The organism is Haloleucobacter ellipsoideus, assembly GCF_052491725.1.
Map to the genome: position 1 here is coordinate 266985 of NZ_JBQWAR010000020.1, position 16327 is coordinate 283311.

18 protein-coding genes are annotated in these 16327 nt (G+C 64.5%); 9 read left to right on the forward strand and 9 right to left on the reverse strand.

Going from position 1 to position 16327, the window contains the following annotated elements:
* Positions 1–451: 451 nt before the first annotated feature.
* From ACT6QG_RS13080 to dnaK, 6 genes are all read right to left on the reverse strand, one after another.
* On the reverse strand, positions 452–1081 hold the full coding sequence (locus tag ACT6QG_RS13080) for a 2,3-bisphosphoglycerate-dependent phosphoglycerate mutase (RefSeq protein ID WP_444978008.1): 630 nt from the start codon (positions 1079–1081) through the stop codon (positions 452–454).
* A 19-nt stretch (positions 1082–1100) separates the two neighbouring features.
* On the reverse strand, positions 1101–1916 hold the full coding sequence (dapB, locus tag ACT6QG_RS13085; protein ID WP_444978009.1) for a 4-hydroxy-tetrahydrodipicolinate reductase: 816 nt from the start codon (positions 1914–1916) through the stop codon (positions 1101–1103).
* A 182-nt stretch (positions 1917–2098) separates the two neighbouring features.
* Positions 2099–2809: an orotidine-5'-phosphate decarboxylase gene (gene pyrF, locus ACT6QG_RS13090; protein WP_444978010.1), complete on the reverse strand. Its 711-nt coding sequence runs from the start codon at positions 2807–2809 to the stop codon at positions 2099–2101.
* Positions 2810–2922: 113 nt separating this feature from the next.
* Positions 2923–3525: a class I SAM-dependent methyltransferase gene (locus ACT6QG_RS13095; protein WP_444978011.1), complete on the reverse strand. Its 603-nt coding sequence runs from the start codon at positions 3523–3525 to the stop codon at positions 2923–2925.
* Positions 3526–3766: 241 nt separating this feature from the next.
* On the reverse strand, positions 3767–4915 hold the full coding sequence (dnaJ, locus tag ACT6QG_RS13100; protein ID WP_444978012.1) for a molecular chaperone DnaJ: 1149 nt from the start codon (positions 4913–4915) through the stop codon (positions 3767–3769).
* 228 nt (positions 4916–5143) lie between these two features.
* Positions 5144–7285, reverse strand: coding sequence for a molecular chaperone DnaK (dnaK, locus tag ACT6QG_RS13105; RefSeq protein WP_444978013.1), 2142 nt, complete (start codon positions 7283–7285; stop codon positions 5144–5146).
* A gap of 5 nt (positions 7286–7290) precedes the next feature.
* On the opposite strand from dnaK, the gene pncA reads away from it, so the two are divergent.
* Positions 7291–7956: a bifunctional nicotinamidase/pyrazinamidase gene (gene pncA / locus ACT6QG_RS13110; protein WP_444978014.1), complete on the forward strand. Its 666-nt coding sequence runs from the start codon at positions 7291–7293 to the stop codon at positions 7954–7956.
* A 79-nt stretch (positions 7957–8035) separates the two neighbouring features.
* Here pncA and ACT6QG_RS13115 read toward each other — a convergent pair whose 3' ends face one another.
* Entirely contained in the window at positions 8036–8596 is a 561-nt protein-coding gene (locus ACT6QG_RS13115; protein WP_444978015.1) for a DUF2753 family protein, read from the reverse strand.
* Positions 8597–8752: 156 nt separating this feature from the next.
* Positions 8753–9136, reverse strand: coding sequence for a VOC family protein (locus tag ACT6QG_RS13120; protein ID WP_444978016.1), 384 nt, complete (start codon positions 9134–9136; stop codon positions 8753–8755).
* A gap of 270 nt (positions 9137–9406) precedes the next feature.
* Here ACT6QG_RS13120 and ACT6QG_RS13125 point away from each other — a divergent pair, with 270 nt between their 5' ends.
* Positions 9407–10027: an alpha-ketoglutarate-dependent dioxygenase AlkB gene (locus ACT6QG_RS13125; protein WP_444978017.1), complete on the forward strand. Its 621-nt coding sequence runs from the start codon at positions 9407–9409 to the stop codon at positions 10025–10027.
* 108 nt (positions 10028–10135) lie between these two features.
* On the forward strand, positions 10136–11086 hold the full coding sequence (locus ACT6QG_RS13130) for a hypothetical protein (RefSeq protein ID WP_444978018.1): 951 nt from the start codon (positions 10136–10138) through the stop codon (positions 11084–11086).
* Positions 11087–11140: 54 nt separating this feature from the next.
* Here ACT6QG_RS13130 and ACT6QG_RS13135 read toward each other — a convergent pair whose 3' ends face one another.
* Positions 11141–11587 carry a DMT family transporter gene (locus ACT6QG_RS13135; protein WP_444978019.1) on the reverse strand — a complete coding sequence of 149 codons (447 nt, stop codon included), beginning with the start codon at positions 11585–11587 and terminating at the stop codon, positions 11141–11143.
* 96 nt (positions 11588–11683) lie between these two features.
* On the opposite strand from ACT6QG_RS13135, the gene ACT6QG_RS13140 reads away from it, so the two are divergent.
* The 6 genes from ACT6QG_RS13140 to ACT6QG_RS13165 all read left to right on the forward strand — a co-directional run bounded on the left by ACT6QG_RS13140 (position 11684) and on the right by ACT6QG_RS13165 (position 16276).
* Positions 11684–12607, forward strand: coding sequence for a LysR family transcriptional regulator (locus tag ACT6QG_RS13140; RefSeq protein ID WP_444978020.1), 924 nt, complete (start codon positions 11684–11686; stop codon positions 12605–12607).
* A 78-nt stretch (positions 12608–12685) separates the two neighbouring features.
* Positions 12686–13663, forward strand: coding sequence for a 16S rRNA (cytidine(1402)-2'-O)-methyltransferase (rsmI, locus tag ACT6QG_RS13145; RefSeq protein WP_444978021.1), 978 nt, complete (start codon positions 12686–12688; stop codon positions 13661–13663).
* Positions 13656–14048, forward strand: a complete 393-nt coding sequence (locus tag ACT6QG_RS13150) for a YraN family protein (protein ID WP_444978022.1) — start codon at positions 13656–13658, stop codon at positions 14046–14048. Before rsmI ends, ACT6QG_RS13150 begins: the two co-directional genes overlap by 8 nt.
* A 70-nt stretch (positions 14049–14118) precedes the next feature.
* A complete protein-coding gene (gshB, locus tag ACT6QG_RS13155; protein ID WP_444978023.1) occupies positions 14119–15063 on the forward strand; it encodes a glutathione synthase in 945 nt (314 codons plus the stop codon).
* A 74-nt stretch (positions 15064–15137) separates the two neighbouring features.
* Complete coding sequence (locus tag ACT6QG_RS13160; protein WP_444978024.1) at positions 15138–15641, forward strand: PepSY domain-containing protein; 504 nt, start codon at positions 15138–15140, stop codon at positions 15639–15641.
* A gap of 323 nt (positions 15642–15964) precedes the next feature.
* Positions 15965–16276, forward strand: a complete 312-nt coding sequence (locus ACT6QG_RS13165) for a polyhydroxyalkanoic acid system family protein (protein ID WP_444978025.1) — start codon at positions 15965–15967, stop codon at positions 16274–16276.
* The last annotated feature ends 51 nt before the right edge of the window (positions 16277–16327 follow it).

Consider the following 16327-nt stretch of genomic DNA (forward strand, 5'->3'; position numbering starts at 1 on the left):
ACGGCGGTCGGCCTCATGGCTGGCGCATACTGGTACATGCCTCTGCGGTGACAGACGCGAGGGCCTTCAGCACAAGGCCCACGACGCCAGAAGCGCCCTCCACTGCCGGAGGAACGCAGGCATGAGCACGATCATACTTTTTCCGCTGTCCCGCACCGCTGCAGGACGTGATCTGAGCGCCCGTCTCCAGACCAGGTCCCCGCGCCAGAAAGCCCGGGATGACCCGCCCCCGGGGCCGCGTGTGGTCATTCTGCCGGTCGTCCGCATTGAGCGTCACGGCCTGCCTGCACAGGGCAGAACAGGAGATGGCAGAATAGGAAACGGCCAGACGGAAGATGGCGAATGCGCGATCATTTCAGGCTATTTCGACATGCCGCCCGAAGGACCTCACCCCGCCTGACCCTAATGCACAGGACCATGAAAAACGGGGCCGAAGCCCCGTTTCCATCTCTCAGCTTTCCGGCGCCAGATCGCGCTTGTCCAGCACGGTGGAATCCGCGCCAAGACGATAGATGATCGGCGCGCCGGTGCCCAGCTCACGCTTGAGGATGCTTTCCGGCGTGTGCTTCTCCAGCACCATGATGAGCGCACGCAGCGAATTGCCATGCGCCGCCACCAGCGTGCGCTCACCGCGCAGCACGCAGGGCAGAATCTCCTGCACATAATAAGGCAGGGTGCGGGCCACCGTATCACGCAGGCTCTCGCCACCGGGCGGGGGCACATCATAGGAGCGGCGCCACACATGGACCTGCTCCTCGCCCCACTTGGCGCGGGCATCATCCTTGTTCAGGCCGGAGAGGTCGCCATAATCGCGCTCATTGAGGGCCACGCTCTGGTGCGGCTTGAGATCGCCCTGCCCCATGGCATCCAGAATGAGGCCACAGGTGCGCTGTGCCCGGCCAAGGCCGGAGGTAAAGGCCGTATCGAAATGCAGCCCTTCCGCCTTCAGCGTCTCACCGGCGCGCTTGGCTTCCAGCACGCCCTGCTCGGTCAGGTCGGGATCCCGCCAGCCGGTGAACAGGTTCTGCAGGTTCCACTCGCTCTGGCCATGGCGCACGAGCACAAGAATGCGTTCGGACATTTATAACTCCCGCGTCTGATCAGAAATCACCAAGGCCGAGGACATCGGCCATGGAGTAGAGGCCCGGCGCGCGGCCTTTGGCCCAGAGCGCGGCAGCAAGTGCGCCACGCGCAAAAATCATGCGATCCTCAGCCTTGTGGGTGAGTTCGATCCGCTCCGAAGGACCGGCGAACATCACGGTGTGGTCTCCCACCACCGTTCCCCCGCGCAAGGCGGCAAAGCCGATATCCCCGCGCTTGCGGGGGCCGGTCAGGCCATCGCGCCCACGGTCCGCCACATCGGCCAGGCTGTGGCCGCGCCCGGCAGCCGCCGCCTCGCCCAGCAGAAGCGCTGTGCCGGAGGGGGCATCCACCTTGCGATTGTGATGCATCTCGACAATCTCGATGTCGAAATCCTCACCCAGCGTCGCCGCCACACGGCGGGTGAGCGCCGCCAGCAGATTGACGCCAAGGCTCATATTGCCGGATTTGACGATGGCGAGCGTGCGGGCGGCCTCGGCCAGCGCGGCGCTTTCCTCATCCGAAAAACCTGTGGTCCCGATGATCTGGGCCGCGCCCGAGCCGGACAGGCGGCGGGCAAGGCGGACACTGGCTTCCGGCGAGGTGAAATCAATCACCGCATCCACATTGTCGAGCGCGGCCTTGTCATCAGCCTCGATCACGATGCCGATGGGCCCGAGCCCCGCCAGCACTCCGGCATCGGCGCCCAGATGGCTGCTGCCACCATGCTCCAGCGCCCCCACAAGGGTCAGGCTCTCATGTTCCTGGACAGCCCTGATGAGAGTGCGGCCCATGCGGCCGCCAGCCCCGGCAATAACAATGCGAAGATCTGACACGAAATACTGGCTCCCCGATGCCCGTCCAAACCCGGGCCTCTTTTATGCCACCCTGCCCCAACGGTGCGCGATCAGCCGCAACACTGATTCGTCTCAGGGTCTCGTTTCACGCACAGAGATAGCACGCACAGGCGTTTTGCCACAGCCCCCCAGCGCAGGGGGTGGAAAATCGGCCCAACCCCTTAGAATCCCGCAAGTTCTTCCACGATCCGCTCGGCGGCGGCGCGCGGGTCGGCAGCGGCGGTGATGGGCCGGCCGACAACAATCATGTCCGCTCCCGAGCGGATCGCCGAGGCCGGTGTCGCCACCCGCTTCTGGTCGCCCACATCCGCACCCGCCGGCCGCACACCGGGGGTCACCACCAGCCCGCGCGGCCCCAGAATGGTGCGCACCATGGTGGCATCCGTCGGGGCGCAGATGACGCCGGCAATCCCCGCCGCGCGCGCATCCGCCGCGCGCCGGCGCACCATTTCCGTCACCCCGCCCGCATAGCCGGCAGCGGCCAGATCCGCATCGTCATAGGAGGTGAGCACTGTCACACCCAGCACATTCAGCCCGCTGCCCGCAGCGCCGCGGGCGGCCGCAGCCATGGTCTGGGGATAGGCATGCACGGTGAGAATGTTCACCCCGCGGGCGGCGGCGGCGGCAGTGGCCTTTTCAACCGTATTGCCGATGTCGTGCAGCTTGAGATCAAGGAACACCTTGTGCCCGGCATCGATCAGCTCGCTCACCAGATCCAGCCCGCCGGCAATGGTCAGCTCAAGGCCCACCTTGTAGAAGCCGATGCTGTCGCCCAGCGTGCGCACCAGCGCGCGGGCATCATCCGGGTGCGCATAATCCAGCGCGACGATGACACGATCCCGCGCCGCCAGCCTGCTCTGCCCTTCGCTCATCGCCCCGTCTCCTGTTTTCGGTCTTCAGGCCCGCCCATGGAGCAGGCCAAGAAAAAGCGGGCGCAGATCTCCGCACCCGCCTGAAATACCATCACGCCCGGCAGAACCGCATCTCACGGGCGGTGATAAACCCATACCCGCGCCGGCGGCAGGTTCATCCATACGCGCGGCGAAACCTTGCCCTCGATCTTGCCCGGAACCAGCGGCACCGGGGTCACCACGGCATAGGTAAACTGGATGAAGGGCGAGCCGGGATGACACAGGTCAAAAGCCTCATTCACCATGCGGTGGCGCTCTTCAACCGGCATGGTGAACAGCGGCAGGGATGAGACAACGCCCACCGCATTGCCCGGCAGCCGGCCATTCAGCGTCTTAGCCATGGCATAGGCATCGCCACGGATGACATTGACGCCGGGATAACGCTGGCGGAGCAGCTCGCAGAATTCGGGATTATATTCGATGAGATGAAGACGCTCGGGCGCAAAGCCGCGGGCCAGAAGTGCCTTGGTCACCGGGCCGGTGCCCGGCCCCAGCTCGATCACCGGCCCATCGGCGCGCGGATCGAGATAGCTCGCCATCATTCTGGCCAGCCCCGGGCTGGATGGCGCCACCGCGCCGGTCTTCAGGGGATTCTTGAACCAGGAATGAAGGAAGCGCACCTCGTCATGGCCCTTGGGCTTGTGGTTCGCAGTACGCGGTTCCTGGGAATACAACATCGAAGACACCTCGGGAGCCCGGCTCTCACCGGATTGGGGGTGGCGATTAAAACGGAAACCGGCCAGGGTCAAGAAATTCCAGAATGGAAGCGTGTGGTGCAGGGGTGGGGCAAAACAGGCTTCAGCGCGCCTTTGCCCCATTTTCCATGCGGTTACCAGACACCGGGCCAATTTCATCTCGCGCCGGCAACATGATGCGCCTTCATGACCGTGCCATGAAGGACGCACTCATATCTCATCCTCAGGCGCTTTCGCCCGCCCCCTGGAAGAACTCCTTCACCTTGCCGAAGAAGCCGCTCGATTCCGGGTGGGTCTCGCCGGAGCACTCCTTGTCGAACTCGGCAAGAAGCTCCTTCTGGCGCTTGGTCAGGTTCTGCGGTGTTTCCACCACCACCTGCACATACATGTCGCCGCGCGAATGGCTGCGCAGAATGGGCATGCCCTTGCCCGCCAGCCGGAAGCGCTTCTGCGACTGGGTGCCCTCGGGAATCTTCACCTTGGACTTTTCACCATTGATGGTGGGCACATCCACCGTGCCGCCCAGCGCCGCCGTGCACATGGAGATGGGCACGCGGCAATAGAGGTCCGCCCCCTCGCGCTGGAAGAAGGGATGCGGCTCAATGGACAGGAAGATGTAGAGATCGCCCGCCGGGCCACCCCGCAGGCCAGCCTCGCCCTCGCCGCCCAGGCGAATGCGGGTGCCATCTTCCACGCCGGCGGGAATCTGCACCGAAAGCGTGCGTTCCTTGGTCACCCGGCCCGCGCCGCCACAGGCCCCGCACGGGTCCTCGATGACACTGCCGCGCCCCTGACAGGTGGGGCAGGTGCGTTCCAGCGTGAAGAAGCCCTGCGCATGGCGGATCTTGCCCGCCCCGCCACAGGTGCGGCAGGCCTTGGGCTGGGTGCCGGCCTTCGCGCCGGAGCCGTTGCAGGCCTCGCACTGTACGGAGGCGGGAATCTTGATCTGCGCGTTCTTGCCGGAATAGGCCTCTTCCAGCGTGATATCCATATTGTAGCGCAGGTCCGCCCCGCGCCCGCGCCCGCCGCCGGCGTTTCCGCCGCGCCCGCGCCCCATGGCTCCGCCAAACAGGTCATCGAAAATATCGGCAAAGGACGAGGCGAAATCATTGCCAAAGCCGGGGCCGCCCGGCCCACCGCCGCCATTTTCGAATGCGGCATGGCCGAAGCGATCATAGGCCGCGCGCTTTTGCGGGTCCTTCAGCACCTCATAGGCTTCATTGACTTCCTTGAAGCGGATTTCCGCTTCCGGATTGCCCTGGTTCCTGTCCGGGTGCCACTTCATCGCCAGCTTGCGATAGGAGCTTTTCAGCACCACCTCGTCAGCGCCGCGATCACATTCGAGGGTTTCGTAATAGTCACGTTTGGACATGGTCGGTCTTCATCCGTCGCCACCAATGCCCTTTTGCGGGCAATGCCGCCTGCCGCACATCAGGCCGGCGCGCCAGAGGCGTCGTCACAGTGCAGGTCCGACGGTGGTTTCCAGAGCATTTCCCTGACGCGGACGGGTCTCCACCTCGTCCGGAAATGCCTCAAACACAGATCCTCTCCGGGTCGGAACCCGGAGAGGTCATGGCCTTCACGCCCTGAGGCGATGGGATCAGGAGGACTTCTTCTTGTCGTCGTCCACCTCGGTGAACTCGGCGTCCACCACATCGTCATCGGCCTTCTTGCCGGCGTCCTCGGGGGCATCGCCGCCCTGCTGGGCCGCATACATGGCTTCACCCAGCTTGAGCGAGGCCTGAGCCAGCGCCTGGGACTTCGCCTCGATCGCCGCGGCATCATCCCCTTCAAGGACGCTCTTCAGCTCGGTGATGGCGGTTTCGATGGCGGACTTCTCAGCCGCACCGACCTTGTCACCATGCTCGGAGAGAGCCTTCTCCGTGGAGTGGATCAGGGCTTCGGCGTGGTTCTTGGCTTCCACCGCGGCCTTGCGCTTCTTGTCGTCCTCGGCATGGGCCTCGGCGTCCTTCACCATTTTCTCGATGTCGGAGTCGGACAGACCGCCAGAAGCCTGGATACGGATCTGCTGTTCCTTGCCGGTGCCCTTGTCCTTGGCGGAAACCTGCACGATGCCGTTGGCGTCGATGTCGAAGGTCACCTCCACCTGCGGCACGCCGCGCGGGGCCGGCGGAATGCCGACGAGATCGAACTGGCCGAGGATCTTGTTGTCCGCCGCCATTTCGCGCTCACCCTGGAAGACGCGGATGGTCACCGCCGTCTGCCCGTCTTCCGCCGTGGAGAACACCTGGCTCTTCTTGGTCGGAATGGTGGTGTTGCGATCGATCAGGCGGGTGAACACGCCACCCAGCGTCTCGATGCCCAGCGAAAGCGGGGTCACGTCGAGCAGCAGAACGTCCTTCACGTCGCCCTGGAGCACGCCGGCCTGCACCGCCGCGCCGATGGCAACCACTTCATCCGGGTTGACGCCCTTGTGGGGCTCCTTGCCGAAGAACTGCTTCACCACTTCCTGCACCTTGGGCATGCGGGTCATGCCGCCGACGAGAACAACCTCGTCGATCTGCCCGGCGGTGAGGCCGGCATCCTTGAGGGCCTTCTTGCACGGCTCGACAGTGCGCTGGACCAGATCATCCACCAGCGCCTCGAACTTGGCGCGGGTCAGCTTCATGGTCAGGTGCTTCGGGCCGGAAGCGTCCGCCGTGATGAACGGCAGGTTGATCTCGGTCTGTGCCGCGGAGGACAGCTCGATCTTGGCCTTTTCGGCCGCTTCCTTCAGGCGCTGCAGGGCGAGCTTGTCGCCGCGCAGGTCGATGCCCTGCTCCTTCTTGAACTCGTCCGCCAGATAGGAGACGAGGCGCATGTCGAAGTCTTCACCGCCGAGGAAGGTGTCGCCATTGGTGGACTTCACCTCGAACACGCCATCACCGATCTCGAGGATGGACACGTCGAAGGTGCCGCCGCCAAGGTCATACACGGCAATGGTGCCGGCGGACTTCTTGTCGAGACCATAGGCGAGAGCGGCTGCCGTCGGCTCGTTGATGATGCGCAGCACCTCAAGGCCGGCGATGCGGCCGGCATCCTTGGTGGCCTGGCGCTGGGCGTCATTGAAGTAGGCGGGAACCGTGATGACGGCCTTCTCGACCTTCTCGCCGAGGAACGACTCGGCCGTCTCCTTCATCTTCTGGAGCGTGAAGGCGGAAATCTGCGAAGGCGAATACTTCTTGCCATCCACATCCACCCAGGCATCGCCATTGTCGGCGCGCACGATGTGGTAGGGCACCAGATCCTTGTCCTTCGCCACCGTCGGGTCATCAAAGCGACGACCGATCAGGCGCTTCACCGCAAAGATGGTGCGCTCGGGATTGGTCACGCTCTGCCGCTTGGCGGGCTGGCCCACCAGACGCTCGCCATCTTCCGTGAAGGCGACGATGGACGGCGTGGTGCGCGCGCCTTCCGAATTCTCGATGACTTTCGGGGTGGTCCCCTCCATCACCGCAACGCAGCTATTGGTGGTGCCGAGGTCGATACCGATGATCTTGGCCATTTGCTTCTCCTTGCCGGCAGACCGACCGGGCCATTCAGCACCCGTGTGAAAGACTGTCCCAGGCCCCACCTGACACAGTCTGTCGGCCCCCTTGCCAAAAATTGGGGTTCGCTGCCTCAACAGCGATCGAGGCGCATATAGGGGGGGCAATCTGGCGCTGCAAGGCGTCATGGCTTGCCGCAACGCTGTTTTCCTGTAGAACACCCCTGTTTTCCTGTAAAAACAACGCGGAGACATGTGCCATGGCCCCTTCTTCCTCCTCCGGAGCCGCGGCGCATGCGCCCGATCAGAACCGTTCCGTCCTTCTCGTGGTGGACATTCAGGTGGATTTTCTGCCCGGCGGCGCGCTGGCCGTGCCGGGCGGGGATGAGATCGTCGGCGTGGCGAACCATGTCGCCACCCGCTTCAACACGGTGGTGCTGACGCAGGACTGGCACCCGGCCGGCCATGTCTCCTTCGCCTCCAGCCATCCCGGCAAGGCCCCTTTCGAGACCATTGCCCTGCCCTATGGCGAGCAGGTCCTCTGGCCGGACCATTGCGTGCAGGATTCAACCGGTGCCCGGCTGGCCTCGCGCCTTGAGATCCCCCATGCCCAGCTCACCCTGCGCAAGGGTTTCCATCGCGGTATCGACAGCTATTCCGCCTTCTTCGAGGCCGATCGCAGCACCCCCACCGGCCTTGCCGGCTATCTGCGCGAGCGGGGGATCAGCCATGTCTATCTTGTCGGGCTGGCGACCGATTTCTGCATTCTCTGGTCGGCTCTGGATGCGGTGCGGCACGGCTTCACCACCCATGTCATCGAGGATGGGTGCCGCGGGCTGGATATTGACGGCTCGCTGGCCCGCGCATGGGACCAGATGGAAAAAGCCGGCGTGCACCGCATGCGCGCCGCGGACATCCTGGCCTGAGAGCACCGCTCACGCTCATCGGCGGGAGGGATCCTGCATCCCCTCTTTCGCCCGGGCGTGATGCCGGTATCCGCGCCTGTCAGTTCAGGGCAATCCTGCAATGGCCGCAGGCCCGGCGGGCGAGATCTGCATGGCGCACGGCATGGAAGGCGCTCATCACGGCCTTTCGTGCCGCATTCAGCAGATCGGTCACCGTTCCCTCCGGCTCCCCGCAGGACTGGTAATGGCTGACAAGGCTGGCCAGAGCCGGCTTGAGATGCTGCATGCAGCCGGCCCGCACGGCAACAGGGGCATGGGCATTGCCCGCCCCTTCGATCAAGCGCTCGCACGCCCGGCAGAAATGAACCCTTGCGGCCGGGCCATTGCCGCACTGCAATTCCAGCTCCGCCAGATTATGGCAGGAGATGACATAGATCATCGCCACCGGAACCTGCCCCTCATGGCGCCCCTCCAGAGCTGACTGGAACAGCCCGCCGGCGGTGAGCAGCGCCTCTCCATAGAAAAGGCGGGCACTGAAACGATCACCCTGGGCATAGGCTGCATTGGCCTTCTCCGTCAGGGCCTTCCACCAGTTCTCATCGGCGATGGACCGGTCTTGCTCCCGTGCAGAGGCGGGCTTCCATTCCGGATTGGCGAGCATGGGAATCTCCATGAATTGAGAATGCACATGAGTTGCATACCAATCTACGGAAGATGCCGTCAACAAAATTGCTATTGATAATCATTTGCAAAAATGGAGGCGTTCCCAAAGAAAAGGGCGGGTTCACCCCGCCCTTCCTGCATCCCTCCGTGGGGATCATTCCTCTTCGGCGGTCATCCAGCCCATGGGTGCGCCGGTGGCATCCGCCACGATGGCGATGCGGCCAAGGCCGGGCACATCGAAGGCCTCGCGCAGAATCTGGCCGCCGGAGGCCTCCAGCCGGGCAAGCCGCTCATCCAGATTGTCGACATTGATATATGCGAACCAGTGCGGCGGCACGGTGGGCGGCACCATGCCGGTCTTGTCCATCAGCCCGGCGACCGGCTCATCTTCCACCATGGCGACAAAATAGGACCCCTCCTCGCCTTCCATCGGCATTTCCTGAAAGGTCCAGCCCAGCGTTTCCCCATAGAAGGCCAGTGCCTTTTCCACATCGTCGGTCAGAAGTTCATTCCAGTAGAATTTGCCGTGCTGGGCCATCGCATGTTCCCCGTCTCTTGCTTTCCTGAGGGAAGTTTAGACCATTTTTCCCCTGATCTGTCTTGCGCCCATGAGATCCATACCCAGTTCTGAACAGGAACAGGAAAGATGAGCGCGCAAAAGCGCCGGATTTTCGGGCAAGACCGTGTGGCCTGCGGCCCCCGGCCCAGGCTGGCCGCTTCAACCGGGAGACGATATGGCCCATAAGCTGAAGATGTGGATGAGCATGTCAATGGCACGTACAAGCCGAGCACGATGAGGAACCGCCCCATGGAACTGGCCCCCGGCGCCCTGTGGTTCCGCAATGCGCTGGAGCGGTCCGCGCAGGAAGAGCTGGTGAGCGTGATCCGGCAGGTTCTGGCGCAGGCGCCCCTGTTCCAGCCCACCATGCCCCGTACCGGCAAGCCCCTCTCCGTGCGCATGAGCAATTGCGGGCCGCTGGGCTGGGTTTCGGATGCCGATGGCTATCGCTACCAGTCCTTCCACCCGCAGACGCGCGCGCCATGGCCTCCCATGCCGCCGGTTATCCTCGATCTGTGGAACCGCTTCAGCGGCCTTGAAGCGCCACAATCCGTGCCGCCGGAAGCCTGCCTTATCAATCACTACAGCGCCGATGCCCGCATGAGCCTGCATCAGGACCGCGATGAGAATGACCTGACCGCTCCCGTCCTGTCCATTTCGCTGGGCGATATTGCGCTGTTCCGTCTGGGCGGAACGGAAAGGCGTTCCCCCAGCCGCACCATTCGCCTTGAATCGGGAGATATTTTCGTGCTCGGTGGTGAAAGCCGCCTCGCCTTTCATGGTGTGGACCGGATCATTCCCGGATCATCCACCCTTCTTTCGGAGGGGGGACGTTTCAATCTCACCCTGCGGCGCGTCAATGTGGCCTGAAATCACGAGCAGGCCATACTCATGCCTGATGCATCAGGCGTGTTTTCAGTATTATGATGCCGTATTCTGCGGGTTCCGGCCCGTTCCCGTTTCCAACCGGAGTATTCCATGCCTTCAGGTTTTGCCCGTTCTGGCCTTGCCGGCCTTGCCTTCGGTGCTGCTCTGCTGTTTTCCACCGCCTTTGCCGGCGCGCAGGATCTCAAGTTCCCCCGCGGATCAGTCATCGGCCTGAACCCGCCCGAGGGCATGGTGGAAAGCACCCAGTTCAGCGGGTTTGAGGATGAGAAGCGCCGGGCCTCCATCCTCATCGTGGACCTGCCCCCGGAAGCCTATCCGCAGATCGAGGACGGTTTCACCAATGAGGCCCTGGCCTCCAAGGGCATCAAGGTTGAAAGCCGCGCGCCTTTCGAGATCAAGGATGCCAAGGCGTTCCTTGTCACCGGCACGCAGACCGTGGGGCCGCTGAGCGTGCGCAAGTGGATCCTGCTTGTGGGCACCGATACGCTCACATCACTGGTGACGGTGCAGGCGGCGGAAGGCGCGGAGGCAGAGCTGACGGACAAGGAGGTCCGCGAGGCCCTGTCCACCCTGTCCTTCCGCTCACCGCAGGATCAGGTGGCCGCTTTGCCCTTCGCGCTCAATGATCTCGCCGGCTTCCGCGTGGTGCGCACGCTGGCGGGCAACACCGCCATCCTGACCGATGGACCGAAGAATGTGATCCAGGGGGCCGAGCAGCCCTATATGGTCATCACTGTCGCGCCCGGCGCCCCGCGCGAGGATGAGCGCCGCCAGTTTGCCATCCGCGCGCTCTCCACCCTCAGCGGCCTGCGTGACATGAAGCTGGAGCGGGCCGAGCCGCTGCGCATCGGCCGGATGAACGGCTTTGAGATCATGGCCAATGCCATTGATGAAAAGACCGGCGAACCGGTGAAGGTGGTGCAGTGGATCCGCTTTGGCCAGACAGGGCATGTGCGCATGGTCGCCATCACCCAGAAGGATGCCTTTCCGGATCTCTATCCCCGCCTGCGCGCCATCCGCGATGGTGTTGACGGGCGCTGAGCCCTGTGCCGGCAGGCCCGCCCTGCCGGCTTTTCCTCTCCTGCGCACCCCATCCTAATGCCGGATGAGGATGCATCCGCCGACCAGCATCACAAGGCCCGCGGCGCGCGCAAGGTCTATCGGCCGTTCGGGCAGGCCCATGATGCCGAAATGGTCGAACAGGACCGAGGCGAGCATCTGCCCGCTCACCAGCAGAACGATGAAGGTCGCTGCCCCCAGCTTCGGCACCAGCAGGATCGCCACCGCGACGAACAGGGCCCCGAAGAACCCGCCGCTATAGCCCCACCATGGCACGCGCGCCGCCAGCGCCGCCTGCGGGAGCGGATCACGCAGCACCAGCGTCAGCACCAGCATGCTGGCAAGCCCGACAGCATAACTCGTCACCCCGGACCATGCCGCCGAGCTCAGGGCCGTGCGCAGATTCGTGTTCAGAACCTGCTGGAACGCCACGCTGGCGCCCGCCGCAACGGCGAGCAGGGGGAAAAGCAGAAGCTGCAGCATCGGGTCCTCAATCCACTTCACATCTTTCAGCGGATTTGACGCCGGCATCCCCATGCCGTCAAATGACCGAAAGTTCCATTTCGATGCAGAAAAGGCATGATGAATCCCGGCCATCTCGACCTGTTCCGCGCTGTGGTGCGCCATGGCGGCATGAGCCGCGCCGCCGCCGTGCTCGACATCGGCCAGCCGCATATCAGCCGGGCCATGGCGCAGCTGGAGACGGAGCTCGGCTTTGCCCTGTTCGTGCGCGGCCATGGCAGCGCCACGCCGACAGAGGAAGGCGAGATCTTTCTGCGCGAGGTGGAGCGCAGCTATGCCGGGCTTGAACATTTGCAACAGGTGGCCCGACAACTGCGGGAGCAGGGCACCGGCATGCTGCGCATTGCCTGCCAGCCGGCGCTCGCCTCACGCCTTGTTCCGCGCGCCATACAGCGCCTGAATGCGGATGCCGGCGCCGTGCGCATCGCGCTCCATGTCCCCGCGCCGGACACCATCTGGGCATGGGCCGCATCCGGCCAGTGCGATATCGGCCTTGGCCGCCCGCGACAGGGGCATGAGGGCGTGGAAAGCGAGACCTTCCTGATGGTTCATGCCGTCTGCGCCCTGCCGAAAGGACATGTTCTGGCCCGCAAGCGCACGATCAGCCTTGCCGATCTGGCTGGCGAGGCATTGATCGCCGGAGCGCCCGGCATCTTCCAGCAGACCATAGAAGACATGTTTGCACGCGCCGGCCTCAGGCCCCGCTTCCATCTGATGGCGCAATATACGGCCGCGCGCTGCGGCCTTGTGGCGGAAGGACTGGGCATTGCCATTGTCGATCCCGTTCCCGCCCGTGACCTGCCACATCTGCCCATCGTCCTGCGCCCCCTCCGGCCATGCCTGCCGATCGAGACGGTTCTGGTGCGCCCGGCGGGCCGCCCGCCGGGGATTCTTGCCGCCCGCCTCATCCGGATTCTGAAGGAGGAGCGGGACCGGATGCCCGGCCTGGTGCCCGGCGCACCGCAAGAGGCGCGGATATGAAGCTGGCCACATGGACTATCCCCAGCCATGCGCGGATGGCCGTTCCCATTTTCCTCCTTGCCGGATTATGCTGCCCCCATGAGCACGCTCGCGCCCACCCCTGTTTCCGCGCCCCCCGCCGGAGATGAAACACGAAACAGCTTCCTCCTCGCCGGCACGCGGGTGAAAGCCCCAAGGCTTGCCGCCGGGCTGCATGTGGTGGCGACACCCATCGGCAATCTGGGCGACATCACCCTCCGCGCGCTGGAAACACTGGCCGGGGCGGATGTGATTGCCTGCGAGGACACGCGCATCTCCCGCCGGCTGCTGGAGCGCTATGGCATCTCCACGCCACTCGTGCCCTATCACGACCATAATGGCGCCAGCGCCCGCCCGCGCCTGCTGGCCCGCCTTGCCGCCGGAGACAGGATCGCCCTGATCTCCGATGCCGGCACGCCGCTGGTATCAGACCCCGGCTACAAGCTGGTGGTGGAAGCCGCCGAGGCCGGGCACAAGGTCACTCCCCTTCCCGGCGCCTCCGCCCTGCTGGCCGCGCTGGTGGCAGCGGGCCTGCCGACAGACTGCTTCCTCTTCGATGGCTTCCTGCCCCCGAAGGCGGGGCAGCGGCGCAACCGTGTGACGGCGCTGGCCAATGTGCCGGCCACGCTGGTCTTTTATGAAAGCGGCCCGCGCCTCGCCGAAAGCCTTGCCGATCTCGCCCGGACGCTCGGCCCCCGCCCCGCCGCTGTCTGCCGGGAGCTGACCAAGGCTTTTGAGGATGTCCGCCGCGGCACGCTGGATGCGCTGGCCGCCAGCTATGAGGGCCAGTCCCCCAAGGGCGAGATTGTTCTCGTCATCGGCCCGCCGCTGGAGGAAGCCGCCGGGGATGCGGATGTGGATGCCGCGCTGGCCCGGGCCCTGGCGCAATCCTCCCTCAAGGATGCCGTGGCAACCGTAACCGCCCTTACAGGCCGCACAAAGCGCGAGGTCTATGCCCGCGCGCTGGCCCTCAGCGAGGGGCGCACAACCGCGCGGCCCCCTGCGGAAGCCGAAACCGCTGAATCCGACGATGACTGAAAGCCCCGCGCCTTCCGCCCTCACACTGAAACGGCGCGCGGCCCACAGGCGCGGCGTTGCGGGGGAAGAGCGCGCGGCGATGATGCTGGAGGCACAGGGCTTCACCATTCTTGCCCGTCGCCTGCGTACTCCGGCAGGGGAGATCGATCTCATTGCCCGGCGCGAAAGCCTGCTCATCTTCTGTGAGGTGAAGCTGCGCGACACGCTCGCGCACGCGGCCGAATCCCTCTCCCTTCGCCAGCGCCAGCGCATCGTGGCCGCGGCGCAGGCCTATCTGGCCAGCACCCCCCTGCCCGACACCCTCGACATGCGCTTCGATGCCATCGTGCTGGCGCGTGACGGGAGCGGGGAACATCTGCCCGGCGCATTTGAGTGCGAGGGCTGAGGCAACATATCCCAAACACAGCCCTTCCCGGCGCGGAAACGCTGAAACGGGCATCGGAGAGACAAGCCCCATGAGCCTTCAGGTTGCTGTCCAGATGGACCATATCGCCGCCATCAACATTGCCGGCGACTCGACCTTTGCCCTGCTGCTGGAAGCGCAGGCGCGCGGCCACACGCTTTTCCACTATACGCCGGACCGCCTCGCCATGCGCGATGGCAAGGTGTTCGCCACCGTCGAGCCGCTTGTGGTGCGCGATGAGGCCGGGGCGCATTTCACCCTCGGCGAAAAGCGCCGGATCGAGATGACCGGACTTGATGTGGTGCTGATGCGCCAGGATCCGCCCTTCGACCTTGCCTATATCACCGCCACCCATCTGCTGGAGCGCATCCACCCCCGGACACTGGTGGTGAATGACCCCGCCCATGTGCGCAATGCGCCGGAAAAGATCTTCGTCACCGAATTTCCGGACCTGATGCCGCCCACCCTCATCACCCGCGATCTGGAGGAGATCAAGGCGTTCCGCGCCGAGTTCGGCGATGTGGTGATGAAGCCGCTTTATGGCAATGGCGGCGCGGCGGTCTTCCGCCTCACGGCGGATGACCTGAATTTCGGCTCGCTCTATGACCTGTTCGCCACCACCTTCCGCGAACAGTGGGTGGTGCAGCGCTTTCTGCCGCAGGTGAAGAATGGCGACAAGCGCATCATTCTGGTGGATGGCGAGGCGGCGGGCGCGGTCAACCGCGTTCCCGGCGAGGGCGATCTGCGCTCCAACATGGTGCGCGGCGGTGCCGCCCACCCCACCGATCTGACCGACCGGGAGAAGGAGATCTGCGCCCGCATCGGCCCCGCCTTGCGCCGGATGGGACAGATCTTTGTCGGCATTGATGTGATCGACGGCTATCTCACGGAAATCAATGTCACATCCCCCACCGGCCTGCGCGCCATCAAGCGCCTTGGCGGCCCTGATATCGCCGCACAGATATGGGACAGGATCGAGGAGAAGCGGCGCGCGTGATGCGCGAACATCCCAGCATCTGCTGTCGTGGCGGCGGACAAGGCCGGCACGACAAACCTTTCAGGAGCCAAGCCATGTTCCCGCGTCTGTCCCCCACCTTTCTGCGTCCGCTGGCCCTTCCTCTGGTTCTTGCCCTTTCCGCCGCCACCCTGCCCGGCGCGGCCATGGCCGAGCAGCCGGGCCAGACGGCTCCGCGCGGCAGCTGGAAATCCCTTTCCGCCATCGCCACCCATCTGGCGGAAAACGGCTATCGCGTGCTGGAACTGGACCGCGAGCGTCATAGCTATGAAGCCGAGATGATCGACCGCAACGGCAATCTGGTGAAGGCCGATATCGACCCTGTGACCGGCGAGCTGCAAAATCTCCGCAACAGGGGCGCTTCCAGTGTGGCGGATGATCCGCAATGGAAGACCCTGCCGCAGATTGCGGTACAGCTTGAGGCCCAGGGCTATGAGGTGCGCAAGCTTGAAATGAAACTGGACCGCTATGAAGCGGACCTGACAAGCCGTGACGGTCAGCGCATCGAAGCCCGGATAGACCCCCGCAACGGCCAGATCACCTCTTCCGAGCGCGATTGAGCCGCATCCATCCCTCCGGTTCGCGCCGGCCTGAAACACAGGGCCGGCACATCAGGCAGGTGCGCCGGCGGTCTAATGGCTGCAACCGGGATGCGCTTCAACAGGACGCAGCAGGATGTGAGGCAAAACCCTCAATCTTCCCGCCGCTTTCTGGCATCCTCCCGGCAGGAATCGGCCGGAAGGCTCAGGGGCAGGCAGTGTCCGCATCTTCAGGACGCCCCCGGTTGAGGGGCATTACTGCCCCGCCTGCTTCCGGTTTCCTGTTCCTTCGGGCCGGCGCCCGTGCCGTTCCCGCTTCAGACTTTCATCCGTCGAGGCATAGCATGGCCAAGCCTTTCACCATCTCCATCTCCCATCGCCTCGGCAAGGAAGAGGCAACACGGCGCATCCAGTCCGGCCTGGGCACGGTGCGCAGCCGCTTTTCCGGCCACATCACCATTGCCGAGGAGCAGTGGACGGATTCACATCTGGAGTTCCGCATCCTCGCTCTGGGCAAGACCGCGACAGGAACGCTGGATGTGACGGAAGAGAAGATCCATCTCAGCGTTGAACTGCCCATGTTCCTCAATCTGCTGGCGCGCAAGGCTGCCGGGCGGATCGAGAAGGAAGGCCAGTTGCTGCTGGAAAAGAAATAGGGCCTTGCCGCAGTCCTGCCATCCTGTTTCAGGAACGCCCCCTGCGCTCCT